Consider the following 20,515-nt stretch of genomic DNA (forward strand, 5'->3'; position numbering starts at 1 on the left):
AACCCGACAGGAGACCTGCACGTGTCCCTATTCCTGATTGCGGCCCTGCCTTTTCTTGGAGCCGTTTTCCCCGCGCTTCTGATCCGCGCGGGGCGTAATGCTGCGGCCTCAGCTGCCGGGCTGACAACCTTTCTCGCCTTCACCGGCCTGATGCTGCACATCCCTGCCATTTTCAGGGGTGAAACCGTCTTTGCCGCCGTCGACTGGCTGCCCGCCCTTGGGCTTAATGCCCATTTCTTTCTCGACGGGCTGGGCTTCCTGTTTGCGGCAATGATCCTGGGCATCGGCCTGCTGATCATCCTCTATGCGCGCTTCTACCTGTCGCGCGAGGATCCGATGGGGCAGTTCTACAGCTATCTCCTGCTGTTCCAAGGCGCCATGGTTGGCATCGTTCTGTCCGACAACATCCTGCTTTTGCTGGTGTTCTGGGAGCTTACCTCGCTCAGCTCTTTCCTCTTGATCGGGTATTGGAAGCACCTGCCCGAAGGCCGCCAGGGCGCGCGCATGGCGCTGACCATCACCGGCTCGGGCGGGCTGGCAATGATCGCGGGCATGCTGATTCTGGGCCATATCGCGGGGTCATACGACCTGAGCGTCATTCTGCAGAACAAGGAGGCGATCCAATCCTCGGACCTCTACCTGCCGGCGCTGATCCTGATCCTCTTAGGCGCTTTCACCAAATCGGCACAGTTTCCGTTCCACTTCTGGCTGCCGCACGCGATGGCGGCGCCAACACCGGTCTCGGCCTATCTGCACTCGGCCACCATGGTAAAGGCCGGCCTGTTCCTGATGGCGCGCCTGTGGCCGGTGCTGGCTGGCACGCCGGAGTGGTTCTACATCGTCGCCACCACCGGCCTGGTCACCATGCTGGTCGGCGCGGTGATTGCGCTGTTCAAGGATGACCTCAAGGCGCTGCTGGCGTTTTCCACCGTCAGCCACCTGGGCCTGATCACCATGCTGCTGGGCTTTGGCACCAAGATCGCAGCGGTGGCCGCCGTCTTCCACATCATCAACCACGCCACCTTCAAGGCGGCCCTGTTTATGACCGCAGGGATTGTCGATCATGAGGCCGGCACCCGCGACATCAAACGGCTGGGCGGCCTCCGGCATCTGATGCCGGTCACCTTCACCATCGGCATGGTTGCGGCTCTGTCGATGGCCGGCATCCCGCCGCTGAACGGCTTCCTCTCCAAGGAGATGATGCTGGAGGAAGCAGCCCACACCGTCTGGAACGGCTCGCATCTGATCGTGCCGGTGCTGGCTGGTATCGCGGCGCTGTTCTCGGCGGCCTATTCCTTCCGCTTCATCGCCCATGTGTTCCTGGGCCCCAAACGCAGCGACTATCCCGGCCACCCGCATGACCCGACACCCGGCATGTGGATCGGGCCTGCCTTCCTGGTGGTGCTTGTGGTGCTGATCGGCCTTGCCTCGGCCAAGATCGCCGGGCCTATGGTGGCCACCGCAGCCGGCGCCGTGATCGGCGGCGAGAAGCTGCCCTATTACTCGCTGAAACTGTGGCATGGTCTGACCCCGGCGCTCTATATCTCGATCTTCGCTGTTGTCGGCGGCGCCGTGCTGCTGGCCCTGCACAAGCATCTGGAGAAAATCTGGAACGCCCTGCCCCGCCCCGAGGCCAAGACCATTTTCGAGGCAGCAATCCGCGGTTTCACCCTGCTCAGCCGCGGGCTGACCGAGGGGCTGCACAACGGCATGCTGACCCGCCACGCGACAGTGATGGTCACCTTCACCGTGGCAATCTCCTACCTCGCATACCAAAGCGGCATTCTGAGCGCCGCCACCCGCGCGGTGCAGGACCCCGGCATCCTGCCGGTGGTGGGCTGGTTCGTGCTGGTGGTTGCCACGCTGTTCATCGTCGCCAAGCACCGCAACCGCCTGCTTGCGCTGGTTCTGATCGGCGCTGTTGGCCTTGTGGTGTCGCTGTCGTTCAACTACCTCTCCGCCCCGGACCTGGCCCTGACCCAGATCTCGGTTGAGGTGGTCACCATCATCCTGATGCTGCTGGCCCTGAACTTCATGCCCAAGGAAACCCCGGTCGAGACACCTGCCTTCATCCGCATGCGGGACGGTGCCCTGTCGATCATTGCGGGCCTGGGCACCGGCGGGCTGATCTATGCCCTGATGATGCGCGATTTCGCCTTCCCGACGATCTCGGACTTCCACCTCGCCAATTCCTACAAGGGCGGCGGCGGCACCAATGTGGTGAACGTGATCCTGGTCGACTTCCGCGGCTATGACACCTTTGGCGAGATCATCGTGCTGGGTATTGCTGCCGTGGTGATCTTTGCCCTGACCGAAGCGGTGCTGGGCTCCAAGGTCCGCGCCTATCTCTTGAACCGCGAACCGGACCTGCCGCAGGCGGGCGACGCCCATCCGCTGATGATGGTGGTGGTGACCCGCGTGCTGATGCCGCTGGTGCTGATGGTTGCCGCCTATATCTTCTTCCGCGGCCACAACCTGCCCGGCGGCGGCTTTATCGCGGGCCTGATCGCTGCAATTGCCATAATCATGCAGTACATGGCCTCCGGCTTCAGCTGGGCGGCGGAACGCCAGCGGTTCTTCTACCACGGCATCATCGGCTCCGGCGTACTGATCGCCGCCGCCACCGGCATCGGCGCCTGGTTCAACCGCAAGCCTTTCCTCACCAGCGACTTCGGCTATCTGCACTGGCCGCCGCTGGAGGAATTCGAGTGGGCCACCGCGGCACTCTTTGACCTGGGCGTCTTCCTGGCCGTGGTCGGCGCGGTGCTCTTGGCGCTGGAGAGCCTTTCGCGCTTTGCCTGGCAGCCGGGCATAGGCACCGAGCACGCGATGGACATCAACCCGGCCCGCGATGACGCGGCTGATAAGACCGGGACGGAGGGATAAGCATGGAACTTCTCGTCGCCTCTGCCGTCGGCATTCTGACGGCTGCCGGCATCTACCTGATCCTGCGCCGCCGCAGCTTCCCGGTGATCCTGGGGCTGTCGCTGCTGACCTACGCGGTGAACGTCTTTCTGTTCGCCACAGGGCGGCTGGTCTCGGGCGCGCCGCCGATCCTCAACAAGTATGAGGAGGTCGTCTATACCGATCCGCTGCCGCAGGCGCTGGTGCTGACCGCCATCGTGATCTCCTTCGGCATGACAGCCGTGGTGGTGATGGTGGCGCTTGGCGCCTACCTGTCCTCGCAGAATGACCGCACCAACATGCCGGCCGAGCCCGAAGGCGCAGGAGACGACGAATGAACCATCTCCTGATTGCCCCGGTGCTGCTGCCCGCGATTGTGGCGCCCTTCATCATCATGGTGGTGCGCCACCACATGGATCTCACACGCATCTTCTCGGTCGCCAGCACCGTGCTGCTGGCTGCTGTGACACTGGCGCTCTGGGCCATGGCTGCAGACGGCACCGTGCATGTCTACGAGCTGGGAGATTGGCCCGCACCCTTTGGCATCGTGCTGGTGCTGGACCGGCTGTCGGCGATGATGATCGTGCTGACATCCATTCTGGCGCTGCCGATCCTGCTCTATGCCATCGGCTCCGGCTGGGATGAGCGCGGCGCCAACTTCCATGCGCTGTTCCAGTTCCAGCTGATGGGCATCATGGGCGCCTTCCTGACCGGCGATGCCTTCAATCTGTTCGTCTTCTTCGAAGTGCTGCTTATCGCTTCCTACGGGCTGATGATCCACTCCGGCGGCGGCCGCCGCTTTCAGGCAGGCGTTCAGTATGTGGTCTATAACCTCCTGGGCTCGACCCTGTTCCTGTTTGCCCTTGGCACGCTTTATTCCGTCACCGGCACGCTGAACATGGCAGACCTGGCGGTGAAAGCGGCTGAAATGCCCGCCGATGACACCGCACTGCTGCGGGTCGGTGCGGTCATGCTCTTGCTGGTCTTTGCCATCAAGGCAGCCCTGCTGCCGCTGCATTTCTGGCTGCCCTCGGCCTATGCCAACGCGCCTGCTCCGGTGGCAGCGCTCTTTGCGATCATGACCAAGGTCGGCGCCTATGCGATCCTGCGCATGTTCACCCTGGTCTTCGGGCCTGATGTTGCGGCCACCACCGGCCTCAGCGAGGCCTGGCTGCTGCCTGCCGCCCTCCTGACCCTGATTGCCGGCGCCATCGGCGTGCTGGGATCCAAGAAGATCGGCCGGGTCGCCGCCTTTGGCGCCATCGCCTCGATGGGCACGCTGCTGATTGCCATCTCGCTGTTCACCGAGACCGCCGCAGCTGCTGCACTCTACTACCTGGTGCACTCGACCCTCGCCGCAGCGCTGTTGTTCCTGGTTGCCGACCTGGTGGTCGAGCGCCAGGGCCCCTGGATCTTCGTCAACAAGCCGATGGCCCAGACCGGGCTGATCTCCGCCCTGTTCTTTGCAGCCGCCATTGCGCTCACCGGCATGCCGCCGCTGTCGGGCTTCCTGGGCAAGCTGCTGGTGCTGGACGCCACCCGCGGCGCGGATCTGGCCGCCTGGATCTGGGGCGTGATCCTGGTCGGCTCGCTGATCACCATCATCGGCATGGCCCGGGCGGGCTCCATCCTATTCTGGAAAGGCCACGGCCTGCCGCAGGACGAGGAAGAGCCCGACGAAACAGACGGCACCGAAACTGGGGCAAAGCCCGCCCATCTGCCCTTTGTCGCCTGCTTTGCCCTGCTCGGCGGGCTGGTGGCGCTGACGGTCTTTGCCGGCCCTGCCACCAATTATGCTGAACAAACCGCGGCCCAGCTTTATGCCCCGGCGGATTACATCCAGGCCGTGCTTGGGAAGGAGGCACAATGAAACTGCTCAGGCGGCTAGTCCCGCACCCCCTTCTGACCCTGCTCTTGACCGGCACCTGGCTCCTGCTGGTCAATGGCTGGTCGCTGAATTCGCTGGTGTTCGGCTTCATGCTGGGGATCCTGATCCCCTTTGTCACCCAGCCCTACTGGCCCGACCGCCCGCGCATCAGCCGCCCGTTCAAGGCCATCGAATACGTTCTTGTGGTGCTGTGGGATATCGTTCAGGCCAATATCGTCGTGGCCCGCATCGTGCTGTTCAAACCCAATTCCGAACGGCGCCCCAACTGGATCACCATCCCGCTGGACCTGAAAACGCCCGAGGCGATCACCACCCTGGCAGGCACCATCACCATGACCCCCGGCACCCTGTCGGCAGATGTCTCGGACGAGGGTCACTGCCTGCTGGTCCACTGCCTCGACGCCCCGGACCCCGAGGCGGTGCGCGACGAAATCAAACAGCGCTACGAGCGCCGGCTGATGGAGATTTTCGAATGATTGAGACCGCGTCCCAATTTGCCTTTGGCTGCTTTGCCCTGGCGGTTCTGCTGAACCTCTGGAAAGTCGTCACCGCGCCGGAAATCGCCGACCGCATTCTGGCGCTCGACACCATGTTCATCAACGCCATCGCGCTGATGGTGCTGTACGGCATGGCGCTTGGCACCTCGATCTTTTTCGAAGGCGCAATGATCATCGCCATGCTCGGCTTTGTCTCCACCGTGGCCTACGCGCGCTTCATCCTGCGCGGCAACATCATCGAGTGAGGGACCCGAATGGAAAGCCTGTTTGAATTCCTTGTTGCCGCCTTCCTGGTCATCGCCGGGATCTTCGGCATTGTCGGCTCCTACGGGCTGATCAAGCTCAACGATCCGATGTCGCGCCTGCACGCGCCGACCAAGGCAACCACGCTGGGCGTCGGCGGGGTGCTGCTGGCCTCGCTGCTGAACGCGGCGGCCTTCGGCAAATACTTCTCGGTGCATGAACTGATGATCACCCTGTTCCTGTTCCTCACCGCCCCCATCACGGCGAATTTCATTGCCAAGGTGCACATCCACCGGCAAGAAACCCGCGAAAGCATGCCCTCGGCCGGGGAGGACCATCACTGGGCCACCCATGACACGCCTGAGGACGAAGAACAGTAAAGCGGCAGCCGCACCGGCGCGGCCCTGCAAAGGGCCCCGCCAGACCGGCACAGGCCCGCTGCAGAGGCAGATAGAGATATGGACTCCTCCCGCTTGCCGCTGACCCGAGACCTGGTGCTGGTGGGCGGCGGCCACACTCATGCGCTGGTGCTGCGCAAATGGGGCATGAGGCCTTTGCCCGGCGCCCGGCTCACCGTCATCAACCCCGGTCCCACCGCCCCCTACTCCGGCATGCTGCCCGGCTTTGTGGCCGGCCATTACGGCCGGGATGAGCTGGACATCGACCTTGTGCGCCTGGCCCGTTTTGCCGGGGCCCGGGTGGTTCTGGGCGGTGCGGAGCGTATCGACACTGCGGCGCAGCTGGTGCATGTGCCCGGCCGCCCGCCGATTGCCTATGACGCGGCCTCGGTCGATGTCGGCATCACCTCGGCGATGCCGGACCTGCCGGGCTTTGCAGATCACGGCATTCCGGCCAAGCCGCTCGGCCGATTCGCTGCCCAATGGGCTGCCTTCCGCGAGGGCGATGGCCCGGCCTATGTGGCGGTGATCGGCGGCGGCGTTGCCGGGGCAGAGCTGATCCTCGCCATGGCCTTTGCGCTGAAACAGCGCGGCCGCCTAGCCCAGGCAACCCTGATCGACAGCGATGAGGCCTTGCGCGCAATTGGGTCCCAAGCCCGCGCCAAACTCCGCCGGGCCCTGGTAGAGCATGGCGTCAGGCTGGAGGAAAACGCCCGGATAGACCGCATCGAGCGCGGTTATATCCTGCTGCAGGACGGGCGGGAGGTTCTATCGGATTTCACCACCGGCGCTGCCGGCGCCCGCCCCTACGGCTGGCTGGGAAGCAGCGGGCTGGACTTGCAGGACGGCTTCATCCGCATCCGCGAAACCCTGCAAAGCTCAGTCCCCAATGTCTTTGCCACCGGCGACTGCGCCCATATGGATTTCGCCCCGCGCCCCAAGGCCGGCGTTTATGCGGTGCGCCAGGCGCCGGTGCTGTACCACAACCTGCGCGCCCTGCTGACCGGCGACCCGCTGCGCAGGTACAAGCCGCAAAAGGACTACCTGAAACTGATCTCCATGGGTTCCAGGGAAGCGCTTGGCGAGCGTTTCGGCACCACTCTGGCAGGCCCCCTGATGTGGCGCTGGAAAAACCGCATCGACCAAGCCTTCATGGAAAAATTCCGCGATCTGCCCGCGATGGACACCCCGCCGCTGCCGCCCGAACACACGCTCGGCATGGAAGAGGCACTGGGAGACAAACCCATGTGCGGCGGCTGCGGCGCCAAGGTGGGGCGCGACGCTTTGCTTTCCACCCTCTCCGGAATGAAGGGCTCAAACCGCAAGGACATCACCCCGCTGCCTGGCGATGACGCCGCGCTGCTGACCACCGGCGGCGCCAGCCAAGTCGTCAGCACCGACCACCTGCGCAGCTTTTGCCAGGATCCGGTGATGATGGCCCGCATTGCCGCCGTGCACGCGCTTGGCGACATCTGGGCCATGGGTGCAGAGCCGCAGGCCGCCACCGCAAACCTGATCCTGCCGCGCATGGCGCCTGAGCTTCAGACCCGCACGCTGCAGGAAATCATGGGTGCTGCATCGGACGTGATGGAAGACGCCGGAGCCGTCATCATCGGCGGCCACACCTCGCTGGGGGATGAGCTGACCGTGGGCTTCACTGTCACCGGCCTCTGCTCCCGTCCTGCCATTACCCTGGCCGGCGCATTGCCCGGCGACGCGCTGATCCTGACCAAGCCGCTTGGGTCCGGCGTGCTGATGGCGGCTGAGATGGCAGGCGAGGCCAAGGGCGAATGGGTTGCCGCCGCGCTGAAACTGATGAGCCAGCCGCAAGCCGCTGCCGCCCGCATCCTGCAAAACGCCCGCGCCATGACCGATGTGACCGGTTTTGGCCTCATCGGCCATCTGCTCGGCATCTGCGAGGCCTCCGGCACTGGCGCTGAGCTGTCCGCCAGCCGCATCCCGCTGATGCCGGGCGCTGCTGCCCTGGCCGACCTTGGCATCCGCTCCTCGCTGTTCCCCGCCAATCAGGCCGCTGCCCCGGAGCTGAAAACCCGGGGCTGGCAGGACCTTCTGTTTGACCCGCAAACCGCAGGCGGCCTGCTGGCCGCGGTTTCTTTCGAGGATGCCGAAGCGCTGAGGGAACAGGTGCAAGCAGCGGGCTATCCTGCCGCCATCATTGGCCGGGTGACAGCATCCTCCGGCGCGATCACCCTCAGCCCTTAGTCGTCGAAGCCGGATTGGGGCCGGCCCCTCTTGGCCCTTCGGGCCAATTCACCCCGGGGTATTTGCAACCAGAAAGAAGCTCATGCGGTACCGCTTCTTTCTGGTGTTAAATACTCCCCGCCGGAGGCGCGCTGCGCGCCAGCGCAGCGCCAGGCCCAACGGGAGCGGTGCATCCCGGATGCACCAGCGACGGGCGGGAGTTCCGTTTACAATTCCGCCATGACCGCTGCCAGCCGGGCTGCAGCCTCGTCCAGCCCGGCCTCATCCAGTGCTGAGGCCTCCACCGTGGCCACCACCTCGGCTCCGATCGCCGCGCGTGACTTGCGGTAGGCCGGATCGTAGTGTTCGGCCATCAGCAAGGCGGTCAGCCCGGCTTTGTCACCTGCGGCAATCTTTTCAAACCAGCCATCCACCACCGCACCGGAGCGATGGGCCCGCAGAGGCCCCAGCTTCTCGCGCAGCTTTGCGGTATCCGACAGGATGTCGTCGTAGGCTTCAACCAGATAGCGGCAGCGTGCCTCTGCCGGCACCTGCAGCTCAATCCGCGGCGCGGGCTTCATGGCATCCCAGACCGCAGGCGGGATAATGCGCTGGCCGATCTTGTTTGATTCCGCCTCCACCAGCACCGGACGCGCGGGATCCAGCTGCATCAGCGCCCCTGCCACCGCCGATTCAAACCCCTTCTGCGAGGGCTGCGGCGTCGGCATATCCCCCAAAAGCGAGCCCCGGTGATTGGCCAGCCCCTCAAGATCCAGCACCTGCACGCCCAGAGCGCCGGCCCGCTTCAGAACCTCGGTCTTGGCTGAACCGGTATAGCCATCCAGTGCCACCAGCCTATGCGGCAGCCTGGTTTCATACATCGCCTTGTGCACCAGGCGGCGGTAGCTCTGATAGCCGCCCTCCACCACCTCGGCGCGCCAGCCGATCTGCTGCAGCATCCAGGTGAACGACCCCGACCGCTGGCCGCCGCGCCAGCAATAGACCAGCGGCTTCCAACCGCCCTCGTGATGGCTCAGATGCTGCTCGATGTGATTGGCGGCATTGCGGAACACCAGCGCCGCGCCCAGCTTGCGCGCCTTGAACGGGCTGTCCTGGACATAGATGGTGCCCACCTCGGCGCGCTCGTTATTGTCCAGCACCGGCAGGCTGATTGCGCCGGGCACATGGTCCTCGGCAAACTCCGCCGGGCTGCGCACGTCGATCACGGCGTCAAATCCGTGGGCATAGAACTCTTGCAGGGATGTGAACTTCAGCGCCATGCCCCTGCTGTAGCGCGCTGCATGAGCAAGGAAAAGCCGCAAATGATGCCGCCGCGGCAATAAGGCTTGCGCGCAATGCGCACGGGGCATTAATCAATCCCGGACAGACTGACCAGCCGGGGCAGAAGCCCCGCAGCGCCGCAACGGCAAGGACCCGGATGCCATGGACATCGACCCTTTGGACATACATGCGCTGCCCGGACACCTGATCCGGCGGCTGCACCAGATTTCCGTGGCCCAGTTCATGGAATGCATGGCAGCGCACGGCGTTGACCTGACCCCGGTTCAGTTCTCGGCCCTGGCCGCTATCCACCGCCATCCGGGGATCGATCAGGCCTCGGTCGCCGGGCTCATCGCCTATGACCGCGCCACGCTGGGCAAGGTGGTGGACCGGCTGGTCGAGAAGGATCTGGTGGCACGCAAAGTGTCTAGTGCCGACCGGCGCGCACGCGAGGTCAGCCTGACCCGCGCCGGCTCTGGCTTGCTGAAACGGATTTTGCCGCATGTCCGCGCCGCCCAGCCGGGCATTCTGACCGGGCTGAGCGAGGCGGAACAGGAGACCTTTGTTGCCCTGCTGCAAAAAGCCACCCTGGCCGCCAATGAGCTGAGCCGGGCGCCGCAGCGCGACCTGCCCGGCGGCCGGAGCGCCGGAAAACCCGCCCCCCAGGCCGCAGAATAACCTCAGATCAGCTGGCCGCGCGGGATATCCCCCTCCTCAAAAGGTTCGATCAGTTCAGGCCCCTCGGCGCGGTTGGAGTTCACCGCCGGATCCACCCGGTGATAGGCCAGCACACCCTCTGCCCCCGGCTGCATCAGCGCGGCGGCGCCGTGACCTTCTTCGCCCAGCCATTTGCCCCAGTCCTGCGGCTCCAGGATCAAGGGCATCCGGTGATGGATCGAGGAAAGCCCCTCGTTGGCGGCAGTTGTGACGATGGCGCAGGTTTTGACCGGGTCCGCTGCCCCCCAGTTCTGCCAGACAGCGGCAAACGCCAGAGGGGCGCCATCGCTGCGGTGGATGTACCAGGGCAGCCGGGCGCCCTCTTCCGTCTTGGTCCACTCGTAAAAGCCGGTAGCTGGTATCAGGCAGCGGCGGTTGCGGCAGGCATCTGAAAAGGCGGGTTTTTTCGCAATCGTTTCAGCGCGTGCATTGATCAGAAGCGGCCCGGCTGTTTCGCTCGCATACCAATGCGGCAGAAACCCCCAGCGCATCTGCACAAGCTGCCGCCCGGCCTCTCCTGCCTGCACCGCATGCACCGCGCTGGTCGGGCAGACATTGTAGTCGGGCACCTGCGGCAGGTCGTTTGCAGGCTGCGCCGCAAACAGCTGCGCCATAGCATCGTTTGGCAGGGTTATTGCAAATCGTCCGCACATTCCGCACTACTGGCCCGCAAATTCACATGGACGCCCCGCGGGCGCCCGCAAAAGGCTATACCGGATGCAGAAAAGCGAACAGGACCTTCTGGCAAAAATCTCTGCTCAGCTGAACGCGGGCCAGTTCGCCTCTGCGGCCAAGACAGCGCGCAGCGGAACCCAGAAATTCCCCCGCAATCCGGCTTTTGCCAATTTTGCCGGCCTCGCCCAGGCCCAGGCGGGCAAGCACCGTGACGCTGCGGTGTTTTTTGCCAAGGCCATGAAGCTGGCGCCGCGCCATGAGGAAATTGAGACCAACCTGATCCAGGCTCTGGTTTTTTCGGACCAGCAAGACAAGGCGCAAGAGCTGATCGCCCGCTGCCCCCCGCGCCCCCGCAACCCCGCCGGTCTGCACTATCTGAACGCCCAGTCCCTGAGCCGCGCCGGAGACCAAGAGGCTGCACTGGCAGCCGCAAGCGCGGCCAAGGAGGCCGGACCGGACAATCCGCGAGCCTATTACCTGCGCGCCTCGATCCTCACCGCCCTGGGCCGGCCGGGTGATGCGCTGGTAGAGTATCGGGCCCTTGCGATGCTCACTCCCCAGGACCCGCAGCCGCTTTTGGAAAGTGCCAATGCGCTGATCCGGCTGTCCCGGCTGGAAGAGGCGCGCGAGGTCTTGACCGCCGCCTTGAAGCTGGCTCCGGATGCAGTCCAGGCCCATGCGCAGCTTGGAATGCTGTCCGCCATGCTTGGAGAAAATGAAGCTGCGTCAGGTCATTACAGGGATGTTCTGAAGCGTGCCCCGGCCCATGGCAGCGCCTATTTGCAACTGGCCAAACTGCAGGAGCCAGAGGCCAATCAGGCAATGTTGCCTCAGCTTGAGGCCGCCAAGGCGCAAGCAGGCAGCAAGAGCCACGACTACGCGCTGATGTGCTTTGCCCAGGCAGCGATCTGCAAACAGGCAGGCAAAGCGGAGGACGAGGCAAGCCTGCTGAAAGCCGCGAACAGGATCGAAGCGGAGCGCCGCCCCTATGATGCGGCAGCCGCCACCCGGCAATTCCAGACGCTGACCGGCGCCATCGCGCCGGCCGCCGCAGAAGCCGAGGCCCCAGAACCCATCTTTATCCTGGGCCTGCCGCGCTCGGGCACCTCGCTGCTGGAGCATGTACTGTCGGCCTCGGGCGCGGTCTTCGGCTGCGGGGAACTGCCCGGCGGCGATGCCATCGCGGCGGCAGCCGCCGCAGATGGCGATGCAGCAGACACGGCCAAACTGGCCCGCGGCTACCGCGCCGCCCTGCCTGAGTTCCCTTCGGGCACCAGCCATTTCATCGACAAGCTGCCCGCGAATTACAAGATCATCGGCCCGCTGAAGGCTGTCTTCCCGAACGCCCGCTTCCTGCACCTGCAACGCGACCCGCGCGACGTGGCACTGTCCATGTGGCGCGCCTATTTTGCCCAGGGCGGGTTGAATTTCACCTTTGATCAGAAGGCGATGGCGCATGAGGTTAACCTGTACCGCCAGTACATGGACCACTGGCGCGGGGCCTATGCCGAAAGCATTCTGGATGTGCCCTACACCGCTCTGACCAGCGATCTTGAAACGACTGGCAAACAGGTGGCAGAATTCTGCGGCCTTTCCTGGCAGCCCGCCATGGCGCACCCGGAGAAGAACGCCGCCTCGGTCCGCACAGCCAGCGCCCAGCAGGTGCGCGAAAAGGTTCACAGCCGCTCAGTCGGCGGCTGGAAACAGCAGGAGGCCGCGCTGAAGGTCTTCCTGCGCGGCCTCAAGCCCGCCCTGTGGCCGGAACTGGATCTCTAGCACTCCTGCCTGCCATTGCATCCCCATGGCGGGATATGGCACATCCCTTACATATGCCGGACAGCTCCGCGCCGGTGCGGGTTTGCAGACAGATAGGTCTCATGACACTGAACAACGATCTCCAGGCCGCTCACGGCTTTCTGAACCAAGGCAAATTCAAACTGGCGCTGAAGCAGTCCAAGGGCGGCATGAAGCGCCACAAGAGCCACCCGGATTTCCCCAATATCGCCGGCATCTGCCTGTCAGGCCTTGGCAAGCACCGCGACGCCGTCCCCTATTTCAAAAAGGCGCTGGCCCTGGCGCCGGGCTTTCACGACGCCCGCAAGAACCTGGCACAGACGCTGCTGTTCCTGCAGCAGGGCGAAAGCGCGATGAAGCTGCTGGACCGGGTGCTGGGCGATCTGCCCGGTGATCAGGCAGCGCTCTATCTGAAAGCGCAGGCGCAGCTGGTGCTGAATGACCCCGAAGCTGCCATTGAAACCGCCAGCGGCGCTTTGGCCAAGGATGCGCGCCAGCCGCGGATGCTGCGTCTGCGGGCGATGGCCTGGAAGACGCTGGGAGACGAAAAGGCAGCGCTGGAGGATTATCAGGCCACGCTGCGGCTCAACCCCAATGACGTGGACGCGTTGGTCAACATCAGCCTGCCGCTGGCCCGCATCATGCGCCAGGACGACGCCACCGCTGCCGCGCAAAAGGCCGTGGCCCTGGACCCCGGCAACCTGGAGGCCCGCCGCCGCCTGGCAAGCCAGCTGATCTCCAACGGCGAATCCGAGGCCGCGCGCGAGCAATGCCTCGCCATCATGAAACTGGATCCCAAGGACACCCAGGTGCTGGAGATGCTGGCCCGCCTCAACAGTCGCGAACAGAATGCCGAGCTGATGCCTGTTGCCCAAAAGGCGCTGAAAGCCGCCCCGGCACGCTCGCAGGACCGCGCCAATGCGGCCTTTGCCCTGGCCCGGATCACCGATCAGGCTGGCGACAAAGACGCCTTTGCCGCCCATAACGACGAGGCCAACGCCTGTATGGCCGCGCAAAGCCCCTATGATTACGAGGGCAGCGAGCGCCAGTTCAGCCGCATCATGGCCGCCTTCCCGGACGTGATTGCCCCGGCTGAGACCGCACAGGACGGCCCCCGCCCGATCTATGTTGTGGGGATGCCGCGCTCGGGCACAACGCTGACCGAAACCGTGATCGGCTCGCACCCGCAGGTGTTTCCGCTGGGGGAGCGTGGCGTGCCCAGCTTCCTGCTGCACCCGTTTGTGGACAATGAGCAGGCGTTCACGCCCGAGGCGGCCCAGACCTTTGTCTCTGAAGACATCAGCCGCCTGCCAGACATGCCCGGCGGCACCACGGCCTATGTCGACAAAATGCCGGACAACTACCGCCTGCTGGGCCATCTGCTGACCGCCTACCCGGAGGCACGCTTTGTCCATCTTTGCCGTGATCCGCGGGACGTGGCGATGTCGATCTGGCGCGGCTATTTCTCCGGCAGCTCGCTCACCTATGCCTATGACCTCAAGGCTATGGCGCACCGGTTCAACCTCTACGGCCGGCTGATGCAGCACTGGCGCCAGGTGATGCCGGGGCGGCTCTATGATCTGCGCTACGAGGATTTGGTCGGCGATATCGAAAGCGAAAGCCGCAAGCTGGCCGAATTCTGCGGGCTGGACTGGGTCGAGGATATGGCCCACCCAGAACGCCACGAGGGCCAGGTGCTGACGCTGTCAAACACCCAGCTGCGCCAGACGGTGCACACCCGTTCGGTTGGCAAGTGGGAGAAATACGCCGATGTGCTGGCCCCCTTCATCGACGGGCTGGATCCGGAAATCTGGCCGGAAATCAAGGCCTAGGCCGGGCTACTTGGAGTAAGCCTTGCGCGCCAGCTCGATGCGGGCATCCATCATCGACATTTCTTTCAGGATCTCCTGCCGGCGGCTGCGGTCGCCGGTCTCGCGCAGCTCGGCCCGCAGCCGCTGCAATTCGCGCGAAAGGTTCACGAATTCAGGCACTCCGCCGCTTTCACGCACCAGGCGGTTGACCAGTTCGTTCTCCGGGTCATCGCATTTCGGCAGCGGCTTGCCTGCGCCTTCGAGGTTGTCAAAGGCGCCGTCCTTCTCGGCGGCTTCGATACGGGCGTTGATGAGGTCGATCAGCGGATGGTCCATGGCCGGCATTTTGCCACGGCTGCGCGGCAGGTAAAACCCTCGGCTGCAACTGCTCCGCTGGCGCGCCAGCCCAGCGGGACGGAAACTGCAGGGTGGAACCTGCCCCCTCCTACTCAGCCGCCTGCGGGGCCGGGTTGGCAATCTGCCAGGCCTCCAGCGCCTCGATCTGTGCAATCCAGCGGTTGATATTGCTGTAGCCCTGAACCGGGTACTGGCAGGGCTCGCGGTAGCACAGGATTGCCCCGACCGAGACATCGGCTGTGGTCATCTGATCTCCCACCAGCCAATCGCGCCCTTGCAAATGCCCGTCCAGCACTTTGGCGTATTTATGGAAGCCTTCAGCCGCGGCTTCCATGTCAATGTCCTCGCGGCCGAAGAAATGGCGCGAGATGAACTTGCTGCAGGCCGGGGTCCAGTGGCATCCCTCCCAGAACTGCCAGCGCATGATGTCGTAGCGCGCGTTCGAACGGGGCCACAATGGCGTATCATGGTCCGTGCACAGCCGGTTGATAATCGCATTGGATTCCCACAGCGAGCTGCCGTCGTCCTCCTCCAGCACCGGCACCTTGGCATTGGGGTTGAGGGTCAGAAGCTCCTCCTTGAACTGATCCCCGGCCTGCAGGTCAACGATGGTCTGGGGCAGATCCAGCCCCAGGAGACTATTGACCACCAGCAGTTTGCGGGAATTCGGAGAGGGTGGAAAAACATGCAGTTTCATCAAAGGCCTCCCTGGCACCATTATTTAACACAATTGTTAAATAGCAAGCCGGCCGCCTCCCGTCAACCGGTTGCCCGGACGCGTTCCAGCGATGGCTCCCCACTTTAAGAAACCCACAACAAAGCTTTCTAAAATATAAACAAATTACGTCAGCCAATATGCCCCAATGTTTCGCGCGCGAAACATTGAGGCAGCAAGTGCGACCTATTCAGACCGGCTGATCCGCCCGTCGGTGTATGGCGCATAAGCCCCTTGTTCAGCGAGGTATTCGGCCAGGACATCCGCCACATCCGGCCCGAAGTCATAGGCGTTTTTGTCATCGCCTTCGAACATCGCATAGCCATCGCCGCCGTTGCGCACATAGTCGTTTGTAACCACCAGATAGGTCTTCTGCGGATCAATCGGAACAAAGCCCCCCCCGTCGGCCACCATCACCTCGCGCACCCGTCCGGCATTGGGTGCGACCGAGGCATCCCAAGTGAACTTCATCCCCGCAACCTGCGGAAAACGCCCCTTGATATCCTCCACTTGGCTGACGCCATTCTCCAGCGCTTCAACCAGCACCTCCCCGGTGATCTCAAAGGTCGAGAGCGTGTTCTGGAACGGCAGGATGGTCAGAACCTCGCCCATGGTCACCTCGCCTGCATCCAGGCTGGCGCGGATACCGCCGGAATTGGCGATGGCAATGGTCACGCCCTGATCCTTCACCCGGTCCAGCATCGCGTCCGCCACCAGGTTGCCCATCTCGCATTCCTGAACCCGGCAAACCGAACGGTCGCCTTCGATGGGAGCCGCGGTCTCGGCCACCACCTTGTTGCGGATCTGGTCCAGCGGCTGCGCCAGTTCGGCAATCCGGTCCAGGGTGCCCGCATCCTCGGAGACGGCTGCATCCATGATCAGCGGCTCGCCCGTGGCGCTGATGACGTTGCCCGCGCCATCAAACATCACGTTCAGCTCGCCCAGGAACTTGCCATAGGCATAGGCCTGCACGATCTGCACCCCGTTCACCTCGGTGGGATACGGACCTGCAGCCTTGTCCGAGACATTGGACAGATAGGTATTGGTATGGCCGCCGACGATCACATCAACCCCGGTGGTTTCCGCTGCCACCTTCTGGTCCACGCCATAGCCCGAGTGGCTGAGCACGATGATCTTGTTAACCCCATCCGCCGTCAGCCGGTCGACTTCAGCCTGCACCGCTGCCACCGGATCGGAAAAGGTGACGTGCTCGCCCGGGCTGGCAAGCTCATGCGTGTCCTCGGGTGTCAGGCCAATGAGACCGATCCGCTCGCCGCCGCGGGTGATCACCGTGGATTTCTTCAGCACACCGGCCAAAGCAGGTTCCGCTGAAACATCCGCGTTGGACATCAGCACCGGAAAGCCCACCGCATCCATGAATCCGCGCAGCACTTCGGGGCCGTCATCAAACTCGTGGTTGCCCACGGTCATCCCGTCATAGCCCAGCTTGTTCATGAACTCGGCCGCCATCCGGCCCTTGTAATAGGTGTAAAACAGCGAGCCCTGGAACTGGTCGCCGCCATCCACCAGGATCGAATTTCCGGCCCGCGCCCGCGCCTCGGCAATGGCCGTCACCAGCCGTGCAGTGCCGCCAAAGCATTTGCCTTCGGCCTGATCTTCCGCATCGCAGGCGCTGTCGTATTTGTTGATCGGCTCGAACCGGGAATGAAAGTCGTTGGTGTGCAGGATAGTGAGTTTGTACTCCGCCGCAGCCATGCCCGACGAAAGGGCCAGCACTGCAACCGATGAAAGAATCCGCGCGATCATGAGATTTGCTCCCGTTGTTTTGGCCTGATGGTGCGCGCAATGGCCCTGCCCGTCAAAGGGGAAAAGCGGGTCTGCTGCCTCTCGCTGCGTCAACGGGCCTGCCCCGGTTCGCCTGCCAGATCCCCGGCACCGGCCAATCCCCCTTGATTCATCAGCAAACGCAGGGCATCAGGCCCTCATGCTGATTTACAAGATTTTCCGGGCGGACGAATGGGCCGCTTTGCAAGCGGCGGGCGAAACCCAGGGCGCGCCGGTTGATGTCGCTGATGGCTTTGTCCATTTCTCCACTGCAACACAGGCGGCGGAAACCGCGGCCAAGCATTTTGCCGGTGCCGAGGGGCTCACCCTCCTGGCCTGCGATGCCGGGGCGATGGGGGAAGACCTGAAGTGGGAGGTCTCCCGCGGCGGTGCCGAGTTCCCGCATCTCTACCGCAACATCCGTCTGTCGGATGTGGTCTGGTCCAAACCGCTGCCGCTGGTGGGCGGCGCACACCAGTTCCCGGAGGAGATGGTATGAAACTGACCGAGAAGCTGGCGCTGGCCGCCCTGCACAAGGTGGACCCTGAGGCTGCGCACGGGCTGTCTGTCAAGGCGTTGACCATGGGGCTGACGCCAACGCCCGGCCCGGTGACCTCCGCGCGGCTGAAAACCTCGCTGGCAGGGATTGAGCTGCCGAATCCGGTGGGTTTGGCCGCAGGCTTTGACAAGAACGCCGAGGCGCTGGCGCCGCTGTCAAAATCCGGTTTCGGCTTCATCGAGGTCGGCGCTGCAACGCCCCGCGCCCAGCCCGGCAACCCCAAGCCGCGCCTGTTCCGGCTGACCGAGGACAAGGCGGCGATCAACCGCTTCGGCTTTAACAACGAGGGCATGGAAGCCATCGGCGCCCGGCTGGCACAGCGCCCGCGCGATGCGGTGATCGGCCTGAACCTTGGCGCCAACAAGGACAGCGAGGACCGCGCTGCGGATTTTGCCAAAGTGCTGGCGCACTGCGGCGCGCATCTGGATTTTGCCACTGTCAACGTGTCGTCGCCCAACACCGAAAAACTGCGCGACCTGCAGGGCAAGGCGGCGCTGTCGGCGCTGCTGGCGGGCGTCATTGAGACCCGCGGGGGCCTCAGCCGCCGGGTGCCGGTGTTCCTGAAGATCGCCCCGGATCTGGACCGCGAGGGGATTGAGGACATTGCCGCTGTCGCCGTGGAAACCGGCATCGACGCGGTGATTGCCACCAACACCACGCTTTCGCGCGACGGGTTGCGCAGCGCCCACAAGGGCGAGGCCGGCGGGCTGTCCGGCGCGCCGCTGTTTGAGAAATCCACCCGCGTTCTGGCGCAACTGTCGGAACTGCTGGACGGCAAGGTGCCGCTGGTCGGCGTCGGCGGCATCAGCACGGCGGAACAGGCCTATGCCAAGATCTGCGCCGGTGCCTCGGCCGTACAGTTCTACACTGCCATGGTCTATGGCGGGCTGTCGCTGGCCGGAGACATCGCCCGCGGACTGGATGCGTTGCTGGCAAAGGACGGGTTTGACAACGTCGCGCAAGCGGTTGGAACAAAACGGAAGGATTGGCTGTGATCACCTATTGGCACTACCCGAAATGCTCAAAATCCCGCGCGGGCCTGGCGCTGATCGAAGAACGCGGCGCAGAGGTTCAGACCCGCGCTTATCTGGAAGACGCACCCTCGGTTGAAGAGCTGAAGGCGGTGCAGGCCGCGCTTGGTGTGTCCGCGGTGGAAATGATGCGGACCGGCGAGAAGGTCTTCAAGGAGCTGGGGCTGAGCAAAGACAGCGCCGAGGAAGATCTGCTGGCGGCAATGGCCGCGCATCCGATCCTGATCGAGCGCCCGATTGCGATCAAGGACGGCAAGGCGGTGATCGGCCGCCCGACCGAAGCGATTGAATCCCTGCTGTAAGATACGGCGGCGGGCCTATTGGCCCGCCCCGACAACTCAGGCGCCGACCTGCGCCTCCAGCCGCGGGTAGCGCAGGCCCAGGGTCACACCGCGGGCCAGATTCAGCACCATCAGCGCAGCCCAGAGCCCGTGGTTGCCAAAGGCCGGGACCAGCACCAGCAGCGCAACCACATAGGCCGCCACGGACTGGATCATCGCCCACCGCATGTCGCGGGTCCAGGTGGCGCCGATGTAGATGCCGTCGAACATGTAGCTGGCCACGCTGAGCGCGGGCATCACAACCGCCCAGATCAGGAATACACGGCCCGCTTCGCGCACGTCAGGCGAAGTGGACATCAGGTCGATCAGCCAGGGGCCGCCAGCGGCAAAAGCAATCCCCAGCAGCACCGATCCGCCCACGCCCCATTGCGCGGTGATCACCGACGCCCGGCGCACTTTTTCACGGGCCTTGGCACCAACCGCGCTGCCGACCAGCGCCTCGGCTGAGAAAGCAAACCCGTCCAACGCAAAGGCGGTGATCTCGACAAACTGCAGCAGGATCTGGTTGGCGGCGAGGTTCACGTCCCCCACTCCGGAGCCGATGAAGAGGAAGGTGGTAAAGGAGCCGGTGAGCAAGACAGACCGCACCATGATGTCGCCATTCACCTGCATCATCCGCTTGAGCCGGGCGCGGTCGAACACCCGGCCCCAATCGCGCCATTGATCGCCTGCAAAGGCGTCCCTGCAAAGATACAGGCCAAAGGCCAGCCCGGTCCATTCGGCGATCAGAGTGGCAGTGGCAACACCCTCGACGCCCCAGCCGAGGCCCAGCACAAACCACAGGTCGAGGGCGATATTCAGCCCGTTCATCCAGATTTGCAGCAGAAACACACCGCGGGTGCGCTCGACCGCGATCAGCCAGCCGGTGACAGCATAAAGCCCGATGGTGGCAGGCGCCCCCCAGATGCGGATCTCCAGGTAATCGCGGGCCAGCCCTTCGACTTCGGCACTGGCGGGCGCCAGCGCAAAGGCGCCCCAGAACACGGCCCCTTGGGCGATGATGAAGACCGCTCCGGCGGCAAAGGCCAGCAGCAGGCCGCGCATCAAAAGGGCGCCGGTTTCGGCCCAATCCCCTGCCCCGCGAGCCTGGGCCGCCAATCCGGTGGTGCCCATCCGCAGGAAGCCGAAGATCCAGTAGATCGTCGCCAGGATCACCGCGCCGATGCCAACGGCGCCGATCGGGGCGGCCTCGCCCATCTGGCCGACAACCCCGGTGTCGACGGCGCCCAGAATGGGCACCGTGGCATTCGACAGCACAATCGGCAAAGCAATCTTGAGCACCCGCTTGTGGGTGATATCCGTGTTCGCGCTGGTCAT

At 64.2% G+C, this 20,515-nt stretch carries 19 protein-coding genes; 13 read left to right on the forward strand and 6 right to left on the reverse strand.

Annotation, left to right across the window (positions count from 1 at the left end):
- Nucleotides 1-21: 21 nt before the first annotated feature.
- The 7 genes from RA20_RS15090 (at nucleotide 22) to selD (ending at nucleotide 8,153) form a co-directional block, all read left to right on the forward strand.
- Nucleotides 22-2,886, forward strand: coding sequence for a monovalent cation/H+ antiporter subunit A (locus RA20_RS15090; protein ID WP_039130372.1), 2,865 nt, complete (start codon nucleotides 22-24; stop codon nucleotides 2,884-2,886).
- A 2-nt stretch (nucleotides 2,887-2,888) separates the two neighbouring features.
- The gene (locus RA20_RS15095; RefSeq protein WP_039130375.1) at nucleotides 2,889-3,242 is read left to right on the forward strand and encodes a Na+/H+ antiporter subunit C; all 354 of its coding nucleotides are present in this window, start codon (nucleotides 2,889-2,891) and stop codon (nucleotides 3,240-3,242) included.
- Nucleotides 3,239-4,774 carry a monovalent cation/H+ antiporter subunit D gene (locus tag RA20_RS15100; RefSeq protein ID WP_039130378.1) on the forward strand — a complete coding sequence of 512 codons (1,536 nt, stop codon included), beginning with the start codon at nucleotides 3,239-3,241 and terminating at the stop codon, nucleotides 4,772-4,774. The genes RA20_RS15095 and RA20_RS15100 overlap by 4 nt, the downstream gene beginning before the upstream one ends.
- Nucleotides 4,771-5,268, forward strand: coding sequence for a Na+/H+ antiporter subunit E (locus tag RA20_RS15105; protein ID WP_039130381.1), 498 nt, complete (start codon nucleotides 4,771-4,773; stop codon nucleotides 5,266-5,268). The genes RA20_RS15100 and RA20_RS15105 overlap by 4 nt, the downstream gene beginning before the upstream one ends.
- Nucleotides 5,265-5,534, forward strand: coding sequence for a K+/H+ antiporter subunit F (locus RA20_RS15110; RefSeq protein ID WP_039130384.1), 270 nt, complete (start codon nucleotides 5,265-5,267; stop codon nucleotides 5,532-5,534). Before RA20_RS15105 ends, RA20_RS15110 begins: the two co-directional genes overlap by 4 nt.
- Nucleotides 5,535-5,543: 9 nt before the next feature.
- Complete coding sequence (locus tag RA20_RS15115) at nucleotides 5,544-5,912, forward strand: Na+/H+ antiporter subunit G (RefSeq protein WP_039130387.1); 369 nt, start codon at nucleotides 5,544-5,546, stop codon at nucleotides 5,910-5,912.
- A gap of 78 nt (nucleotides 5,913-5,990) precedes the next feature.
- Nucleotides 5,991-8,153 (forward strand): selenide, water dikinase SelD, encoded by a 2,163-nt coding sequence (gene selD, locus RA20_RS15120; protein ID WP_039130389.1) that lies wholly within the window; start codon nucleotides 5,991-5,993, stop codon nucleotides 8,151-8,153.
- A gap of 206 nt (nucleotides 8,154-8,359) precedes the next feature.
- Here the strand turns inward: selD and mnmH are convergent, their stop codons facing one another.
- Nucleotides 8,360-9,412 (reverse strand): tRNA 2-selenouridine(34) synthase MnmH, encoded by a 1,053-nt coding sequence (gene mnmH, locus RA20_RS15125; protein ID WP_039130391.1) that lies wholly within the window; start codon nucleotides 9,410-9,412, stop codon nucleotides 8,360-8,362.
- A 163-nt stretch (nucleotides 9,413-9,575) separates the two neighbouring features.
- Between mnmH and RA20_RS15130 the strand changes: the two genes are divergently transcribed.
- A complete protein-coding gene (locus RA20_RS15130) occupies nucleotides 9,576-10,091 on the forward strand; it encodes a MarR family winged helix-turn-helix transcriptional regulator (RefSeq protein WP_039130394.1) in 516 nt (171 codons plus the stop codon).
- A gap of 2 nt (nucleotides 10,092-10,093) precedes the next feature.
- Here RA20_RS15130 and RA20_RS15135 read toward each other — a convergent pair whose 3' ends face one another.
- Nucleotides 10,094-10,783 carry an SOS response-associated peptidase gene (locus RA20_RS15135; protein WP_039130397.1) on the reverse strand — a complete coding sequence of 230 codons (690 nt, stop codon included), beginning with the start codon at nucleotides 10,781-10,783 and terminating at the stop codon, nucleotides 10,094-10,096.
- A 64-nt stretch (nucleotides 10,784-10,847) separates the two neighbouring features.
- On the opposite strand from RA20_RS15135, the gene RA20_RS15140 reads away from it, so the two are divergent.
- Both RA20_RS15140 and RA20_RS15145 read left to right on the forward strand, forming a co-directional pair.
- Nucleotides 10,848-12,581 (forward strand): tetratricopeptide repeat-containing sulfotransferase family protein, encoded by a 1,734-nt coding sequence (locus tag RA20_RS15140; protein WP_039130399.1) that lies wholly within the window; start codon nucleotides 10,848-10,850, stop codon nucleotides 12,579-12,581.
- A 101-nt stretch (nucleotides 12,582-12,682) separates the two neighbouring features.
- Nucleotides 12,683-14,431, forward strand: coding sequence for a tetratricopeptide repeat-containing sulfotransferase family protein (locus RA20_RS15145; RefSeq protein WP_039130401.1), 1,749 nt, complete (start codon nucleotides 12,683-12,685; stop codon nucleotides 14,429-14,431).
- Between the two features lie 6 nt (nucleotides 14,432-14,437).
- Here RA20_RS15145 and RA20_RS15150 read toward each other — a convergent pair whose 3' ends face one another.
- The 3 genes from RA20_RS15150 to RA20_RS15160 all read right to left on the reverse strand — a co-directional run bounded on the left by RA20_RS15150 (nucleotide 14,438) and on the right by RA20_RS15160 (nucleotide 17,249).
- Nucleotides 14,438-14,746 (reverse strand): DnaJ family domain-containing protein, encoded by a 309-nt coding sequence (locus RA20_RS15150; RefSeq protein WP_039130404.1) that lies wholly within the window; start codon nucleotides 14,744-14,746, stop codon nucleotides 14,438-14,440.
- A 109-nt stretch (nucleotides 14,747-14,855) separates the two neighbouring features.
- On the reverse strand, nucleotides 14,856-15,464 hold the full coding sequence (locus RA20_RS15155; protein WP_039130407.1) for a glutathione S-transferase family protein: 609 nt from the start codon (nucleotides 15,462-15,464) through the stop codon (nucleotides 14,856-14,858).
- Between the two features lie 204 nt (nucleotides 15,465-15,668).
- On the reverse strand, nucleotides 15,669-17,249 hold the full coding sequence (locus RA20_RS15160; RefSeq protein ID WP_039130410.1) for a bifunctional metallophosphatase/5'-nucleotidase: 1,581 nt from the start codon (nucleotides 17,247-17,249) through the stop codon (nucleotides 15,669-15,671).
- A gap of 178 nt (nucleotides 17,250-17,427) precedes the next feature.
- On the opposite strand from RA20_RS15160, the gene RA20_RS15165 reads away from it, so the two are divergent.
- The 3 genes from RA20_RS15165 to arsC are packed head-to-tail and all read left to right on the forward strand — an operon-like array spanning nucleotide 17,428 to nucleotide 19,159.
- Nucleotides 17,428-17,766 carry a DUF952 domain-containing protein gene (locus RA20_RS15165; protein ID WP_039130411.1) on the forward strand — a complete coding sequence of 113 codons (339 nt, stop codon included), beginning with the start codon at nucleotides 17,428-17,430 and terminating at the stop codon, nucleotides 17,764-17,766.
- On the forward strand, nucleotides 17,763-18,821 hold the full coding sequence (locus RA20_RS15170; protein WP_039130413.1) for a quinone-dependent dihydroorotate dehydrogenase: 1,059 nt from the start codon (nucleotides 17,763-17,765) through the stop codon (nucleotides 18,819-18,821). Before RA20_RS15165 ends, RA20_RS15170 begins: the two co-directional genes overlap by 4 nt.
- On the forward strand, nucleotides 18,818-19,159 hold the full coding sequence (gene arsC, locus RA20_RS15175; RefSeq protein WP_039130542.1) for an arsenate reductase (glutaredoxin): 342 nt from the start codon (nucleotides 18,818-18,820) through the stop codon (nucleotides 19,157-19,159). Before RA20_RS15170 ends, arsC begins: the two co-directional genes overlap by 4 nt.
- Nucleotides 19,160-19,195: 36 nt before the next feature.
- Here the strand turns inward: arsC and RA20_RS15180 are convergent, their stop codons facing one another.
- Complete coding sequence (locus RA20_RS15180) at nucleotides 19,196-20,515, reverse strand: MATE family efflux transporter (protein ID WP_039130416.1); 1,320 nt, start codon at nucleotides 20,513-20,515, stop codon at nucleotides 19,196-19,198.

It is taken from the genome of Leisingera sp. ANG-Vp, from assembly GCF_000813725.1.
Classification (GTDB): Bacteria; Pseudomonadota; Alphaproteobacteria; order Rhodobacterales; family Rhodobacteraceae; genus Leisingera.